This is a genomic window from Roseovarius maritimus (assembly GCF_043355895.2).
GTDB classification, from domain to species: domain Bacteria; phylum Pseudomonadota; class Alphaproteobacteria; order Rhodobacterales; family Rhodobacteraceae; genus Roseovarius; species Roseovarius maritimus.
In genome coordinates this window covers 1-858 of record NZ_JBHFPF020000034.1, presented here as the reverse complement: position 1 = coordinate 858, position 858 = coordinate 1, and the positions used below count along the sequence as shown (strand labels likewise).

The following is an 858-nucleotide window of genomic DNA, read 5'->3' as shown; positions in this document are numbered from 1 at the left end:
CTAGGCTCAGGACCCATTAATTGCCTTGAGGTCATGATGGCTGCATGATTCAAGCTCCCGAACTGATGGGGGCATGATGAGCAATCTTTTCTGGCTGACCGACGAGCAAATGACGCGGCTTCGACCTTACTTTCCGAAGAGCCACGGCAAGCCGCGGGTTGATGATCGCCGGGTTCTGAGCGGGATCATTTTCATTAACCGCAATGGGTTACGCTGGTGTGATGCGCCCAAGGAGTATGGTCCGGCGAAGACGCTTTACAACCGTTGGAAGCGTTGGAGCGAGATGGGCGTGTTTGCCAGGATCTTCGAGGGATTGGCAGCAGAGGCCCCGGAACAGGCGACCATCATGATCGACGCGACCTACCTCAAGGCACACCGCACGGCATCGAGCCTGCGGGGTAAAAAGGGGGGCGTGGACGTCTGATCGGTCGGACCAAGGGCGGTATGAACACCAAGCTGCACGCCATCACCGATACCAAGGGGCGGCCCATCCGGTTCTTCATGTCGGCCGGCCAGGTCAGCGATTACACCGGCGCGGCCGCGCTGCTGAGTTGCCTTCCCAAGGCAGAGTGGCTCCTGGGAGATCGCGGATATGATGCAGACTGGTTTCGCGAGGCCCTGAATAGCAAGGGGATCAAGCCCTGCATCCCAGGTAGGAAGGCGCGCAAGACTGTCGTGAAATATGACAAGCGTCGCTACAAACGCCGCAACCGCATCGAGATCATGTTCGGCAGGCTCAAGGATTGGCGCCGCGTGGCAACTCGCTATGACAGATGTCCAAAGGTCTTCCTGTCCGCTGTCGCTCTCGCCGCAACCGTCATCTTCTGGCTATGAAAATCAATGAGTCTGGAGCCTAAG

At 58.2% G+C, this 858-nt stretch carries 1 protein-coding gene; it reads left to right on the top strand.

The window, feature by feature from the left end; genetic code table 11:
* Positions 1-76: 76 nt before the first annotated feature.
* Positions 77-834, top strand: a protein-coding gene (locus ACEWPM_RS19760) for an IS5 family transposase (RefSeq protein ID WP_393964167.1) whose coding sequence is annotated in 2 segments (ribosomal slippage) — positions 77-401 and positions 401-834 — 759 coding nt in all. Because the reading frame shifts where the segments join, the coding sequence is not laid out codon by codon here.
* Positions 835-858 lie beyond the last annotated feature (24 nt).